The sequence below is a fragment of the Azoarcus sp. TTM-91 genome (assembly GCF_012911025.1).
GTDB lineage: Bacteria > Pseudomonadota > Gammaproteobacteria > Burkholderiales > Rhodocyclaceae > Azoarcus.
The window spans coordinates 1-5,269 of record NZ_WUEI01000189.1 but is presented as its reverse complement, the minus strand read 5'-3'; the positions used below and the strand labels follow the sequence as shown (position 1 = coordinate 5,269).

At 64.0% G+C, this 5,269-nt stretch carries 3 protein-coding genes; 1 reads left to right on the top strand and 2 read right to left on the bottom strand.

The window, feature by feature from the left end; all coding sequences use genetic code 11:
- Nucleotides 1–455 precede the first annotated feature (455 nt).
- Nucleotides 456–2,012, top strand: coding sequence for a methyl-accepting chemotaxis protein (locus GRF61_RS23210; protein ID WP_169152984.1), 1,557 nt, complete (start codon nucleotides 456–458; stop codon nucleotides 2,010–2,012).
- Nucleotides 2,013–2,160: 148 nt separating this feature from the next.
- Here GRF61_RS23210 and lpdA read toward each other — a convergent pair whose 3' ends face one another.
- Both lpdA and aceF read right to left on the bottom strand, forming a co-directional pair.
- On the bottom strand, nucleotides 2,161–3,957 hold the full coding sequence (gene lpdA / locus GRF61_RS23205) for a dihydrolipoyl dehydrogenase (RefSeq protein WP_169152983.1): 1,797 nt from the start codon (nucleotides 3,955–3,957) through the stop codon (nucleotides 2,161–2,163).
- An 11-nt stretch (nucleotides 3,958–3,968) separates the two neighbouring features.
- Entirely contained in the window at nucleotides 3,969–5,267 is a 1,299-nt protein-coding gene (gene aceF, locus GRF61_RS23200) for a dihydrolipoyllysine-residue acetyltransferase (protein ID WP_169152982.1), read from the bottom strand.
- Nucleotides 5,268–5,269 lie beyond the last annotated feature (2 nt).

Sequence of the window (5,269 nt, the reverse complement as noted above, 5' to 3'; positions counted from 1 at the left end):
GGAATCAGCAACTCCGCTTCCCCCGTCAGCACCACCGTTTCCCCGACCCGGCATTCCGTCAAAAACACCGCACGCCGCTTCTCCACGTTCAGCCGCTCAACCGTCACGCGCGTTACAACTGTAGCCCTGCTTCAGTCTGCTCTTCTTCTGTGCGTGCGCACGAAGTCTGGGCATTCTTCGCCCCATAAAAGTGCTCTTCTTCTTGTTTCATAAACACTTTTCCGTTCGGTGTGATTTGCTTGGGGGGCAACTGTCGAAAAATTTGACAGTTAAATGGTTAAAAAATAAAAAGACAGGACGCTAACAAAAAGTGAAGCCGCTCTCCGAGCTTCAAGTTTCCTGCAAACGACAAGTACCCCATCAGAGGGTGCCCCAACTGACGAGAGATGCAGATGACCAAGAGAAAGCCAGGCACGGGGCGCGGTCACCCGTTCCCGAGAGGAAAGATGGTGGTCTTGAAGTACGACATGGACTTCAAGATCACCTATGCCAACGAGGCTTTTGCCGAGATGATAGGGGCAGAGCGGGAAAACCTCATCGGTACCAGCATCAAGGAAATTGCTTACCCCGATGTACCGGGCGAGTTGCTGGCCGACGTGCGAGGCACAACGACCGCGGGGCGGCCGTGGTACGGCATGTCGAAGATGAAGCACTTCAGCGGTGGCGAGATCTGGTCCAGGGCGTTGACGTTGCCGGTGAGGAAAGCGGGCAGGAACGTCGGCTTCATGAGTTTGCGCAGCGAGGTTGCGCCTGAGCGCGTGGAGGCAGAGGAGGCGCTCTACACGTCGATGCGCTCCAAGAAGACGCGCTATCGCAATCTGGACATGCCCAACCGACGGGGCGTATCGAACAAGGGGTTGCTGGGCGTAGTGGCCGTGTTGGCCCTCCTCATGGCTTTTTCGGTGGTCGGTGTGGGCGTCGATTGGGGGCTGTCATCGGCCCCCGGAGTCGGGCTCGCGGCTTTCGGCATGCTGAGCGGGGGAGGGATTCTGGCGGTGCTTGGTGCGCTCTGGCGCCGCACGGTGACTGAGTCAAAGCAGGTGCTGGACGTCTTCGAGCGGATCGCCGAAGGCGACCTTACGAATACCCTGCCAGTGGGGCGTTCGGACGAGATGGGACGGCTCATGGATGCCCTCATGTACATGCAGGGGCATCTGAAGGTCATGTTGGACGAAATCCGTCTGGCGGCGGTCCTGACCGAGAAGGAAAACTCGGTACTCAAGCAGCAGGTCGAGGAACTACTGTCGGCGGCGAATGCGCAGCGTGATCACATCTTGTCGGTTTCGGCCGCATCGGAGGAGAACAGCGCGGCTGTCTCCGAAGTTGCCGGTGGGGCGAAAGCTTCCGCTCGGGCCGCGGACGATGCTCTGGCGCTGGTGGCCAATGGACGGACACACCTGAATGAGACGGTGGGGGCAGCCAGGAAGACGGTGGTTGCCGTGGATGCAGCCAATGACGCGATGCAGGCCTTGGGTGACTCCATCCAGAGCATAGGCGCCGTGTCCAGCGAGATCCGAGAGATCTCGGATCAAACCAATCTGCTGGCGCTCAATGCAGCGATCGAGGCCGCTCGTGCCGGAGAGGTGGGACGCGGATTCGCGGTGGTGGCGGACGAGGTGAGGAAGCTCGCCGAGCGCACGGCTCACTGCACCGGCACCATTGCTTCCATGGTGGATGGGATACGCAAGGTGTCGTCCAAGGTTTCCGGCGACATGGCGCAGGCTGTGGGGCAGGTGGGTTTGGCGAGCGAGAGCGCGACGGACAGCCTAGACATCATGGCGCGCATAGAACATGGCAGCGGACAGGTCGCTGCGTTGGCGGGTCAGATCGCGGAGGCTTCGGCCGAACACTCCGCGGCTTCGGAGCAGATCGCGCAGGACATGGAGGTGATTTCCGCGCTTGTCGAGCGGAGCTTGGCGGGAATCGGGGAGGTGGAGAGGGCGGCGACAGGGGTGCAGGGCAACGTGGGCAATCTCAAGCAGTTGGTTGCTTATTTCCGTTTTGTCGCCTGAGTGCTAGGGCCAGGGCGGCGATTCCGGTCTGGCTTGGCCCGGCTTGACTCCGTCGTTACAAAAAAACGCCCGATGGACCTGACCATCGGGCGTTTCATCATTGAAGCCTTGTATTGCCTCCGGCAATGCTCGTTACCAGGGAGACAGCCTACTTCTTCCGCGGCGGCGGCAAGTCGGTGCAAGAGCCGTGGGCCACTTCCGCTGCCATGCCGATGGATTCGCCCAGCGTCGGGTGCGGGTGGATGGTCTTGCCGATGTCTACCGCGTCTGCGCCCATTTCCACCGCCAGGCAGATTTCACCGATCAGGTCGCCTGCATGGGTGCCGACGATGGCGCCGCCGATGATGCGGTGGGTTTCCGCATCGAACAGCAGCTTGGTGAAGCCCTCGTCGCGGCCATTGGCTATGGCGCGGCCGCTGGCGGCCCAGGGGAATACCGCCTTCTCGTACTTGGTGCCCTTGGCCTTGGCCTGATCTTCGGTGAGCCCAGCCCAGGCCACTTCCGGATCGGTGTAGGCAACCGAGGGGATCTGCAGCGCATCGAAGCTGGACTTCTGGCCGGCAGCGACTTCCGCCGCCACATGGGCTTCGTGCACCGCCTTGTGGGCGAGCATGGGCTGGCCGACGATGTCGCCGATGGCGAAGATGTGCGGGACATTGGTGCGCATCTGGTTGTCGACCGGGATGAAGCCGCGGTCCGTCACCACTACGCCAGCCTTGTCGGCGCCTATCTTGCTGCCGTTCGGGCTGCGGCCGACGGCGACCAGCACCAGGTCGTAGCACTGGGCCTCAGCCGGAGCGCCGCTGCCGCCTTCCATGGCTTCGAACTTGACCCAGATACCGTCTTCCTTGGCCTCGGCCGCCACGGTCTTGGTCTTCAACATCACCTTGTCGAAGCGGTGGATGTTCTTCTTTTCCCACACCTTGACGAGGTCGCGGTCGGCGCCCTGCATCAGGCCGTCCATCATCTCGACCACATCGATGCGTGCGCCCAGCGTGGAATAGACGGTCGCCATCTCCAGCCCGATGATGCCGCCGCCGACCACCAGCATGCGCTTGGGCACGGCCTTCAAGCCGAGCGCGCCGGTGGAGTCCACCACCCGCGGGTCTACCGGCATGAAGGGCAGTTTCACCGCCTGGGAGCCGGCGGCGATGATGCACTGCTTGAAGCGGATGACCTTCTTCTCGCCGCTCTTCTCCTGGGCATCGCCCTGGGTCAGTTCCACCGCGAGGTGGTTGGGGTCCAGGAAGCTGCCCAGGCCGCGCACGACTTCCACCTTGCGCGCCTTGGCCATGCCGGCGAGCCCGCCGGTGAGCTTGCCGACGACCTTCTCCTTGTGGCCCCGCAGTTTGTCGATGTCGATCTTGGGCGCACCGAAATCGATGCCGAGGTCGGCGAAATGGGAAGCCTCGTCCATGACGTTGGCGACGTGCAGCAAGGCCTTGGACGGGATGCAGCCCACGTTCAGGCAGACGCCGCCCAGCGTGGCGTAGCGCTCGACCAGCACGGTGCGCAGGCCGAGGTCGGCCGCGCGGAAAGCGGCGGAGTAGCCGCCGGGGCCGGCGCCCAGCACCAGCATGTCGCACTCGATGTCGGCGCTGCCGCTGTGGCTGGCGGCGGTCGGCGCTGCCGCGGGAGCGGGGGCAACCGCCGGGGCCGAAACTGCTGCCGGGGCTGCGGCCGGCTTGGGCGAGGCGGAGGCCGATGCGGCTTCCAGCTTCAGCAGCACCGCGCCTTCGGCCACCTTGTCGCCGACCTTGACCAGCACTTCCTTGACCACGCCGGCGGCGGAGGAGGGCACGTCCATCGTGGCCTTGTCCGATTCCAGGGTGCAGATGGCGTCATCCACCGCGATGGTATCGCCGGCCTTCACGAACAGTTCGATGACAGGCACGGCGTCGAAGTCGCCGATGTCCGGCACCTTCACCTCGATGATCTGGCTCATGTCGCGGCTCCTTACAGCATGACCCGACGGAAGTCGGCCAGCAGCTGGGCGATATAGACATTGAAGCGGGTGGCCAGGGCGCCGTCGATCACCCGGTGGTCCGCGGTCAACGACAGCGGCAGCGTCAGGCGCGGCACGAACTGCTTGCCGTCCCACACCGGTTTCATCGCGCTCTTGTTCACGCCGAGGATGGCCACTTCCGGCGCATTCACGATGGGCGCGAAGTAGGTACCGCCGATGCCGCCCAGGCTGGAGATGGTGAAGCAGGCGCCGGACATGTCGGCCGGGCCGAGCTTGCCGTCGCGCGCCTTCTTCGCCAGTTCGCCGGTTTCGGCGGCAATCTCGAACACGCCCTTCTTGTCGGCGTTCTTCACCACCGGCACCACCAGGCCGTTCGGGGTATCCGCGGCGAAGGCGATGTTGAAGTACTTCTTGTAGACGAGGTTGTCGCCGTCCAGGCTGGTGTTGAACTCGGGGAACTTCTGCAGCGCGGACACGCACGCCTTGATCAGGAAGGCGAGCATGGTCAGCTTCTTGCCGGACTTCTCGTTCTCCTTGTTGATCAGCACGCGGAAGGCTTCGAGGTCGGTGATGTCTGCATCCTCGTGGTAGGTCACCGCCGGGATCATCACCCAGTTGCGCGCCAGGTTGGCGCCGGAGATCTTCTTGATGCGGGACAGCGGCTTGACCTCGATCTCGCCGAACTTGGAGAAGTCGACCTTGGGCCAGGGCAGCAGATCCAGCCCGGCACCGCCGCCGGAGGTGGCCGGCGCACTCTTGCCCGGGACTACGCCGGTGCTCATCGCGCCCTTGACGAAGGCGCTGACGTCTTCCTTCAGGATGCGGTTCTTCGGCCCGCTGGCCTTCACTTGTGCGAGATCCACGCCCAGTTCGCGGGCATAGGCGCGTACCGAGGGGCTGGCGTGCACCTTGGCGCCGATCGCCAGGGTGGAGGGGGCCACCGCGGTGCCCGCGGCAGCGGCCGGCGCCGCAACGGGAGCGGCTGGAGCAGGAGCCGGGGCCGGCGTGGCTGCCGGCGCGGAGGGTGCCGGAGCAGGCGCTGCCGCAGCAATTCCCGCGCTGCTTTCCAGCTTGAGCAGCACAGCGCCCTGGCTCACCTTGTCACCGACCTTGACCAGCACTTCCTTGACCACGCCAGCGGCGGAGGAAGGCACATCCATCGTCGCCTTGTCCGACTCCAGCGTGGCGATGGCGTCATCCACCTTCAGGGTGTCGCCGACCTTCACGAACAGTTCGATCACCGGCACGTCGGAGAAATCGCCGATATCCGGCACCTTCACCTCGACGATGC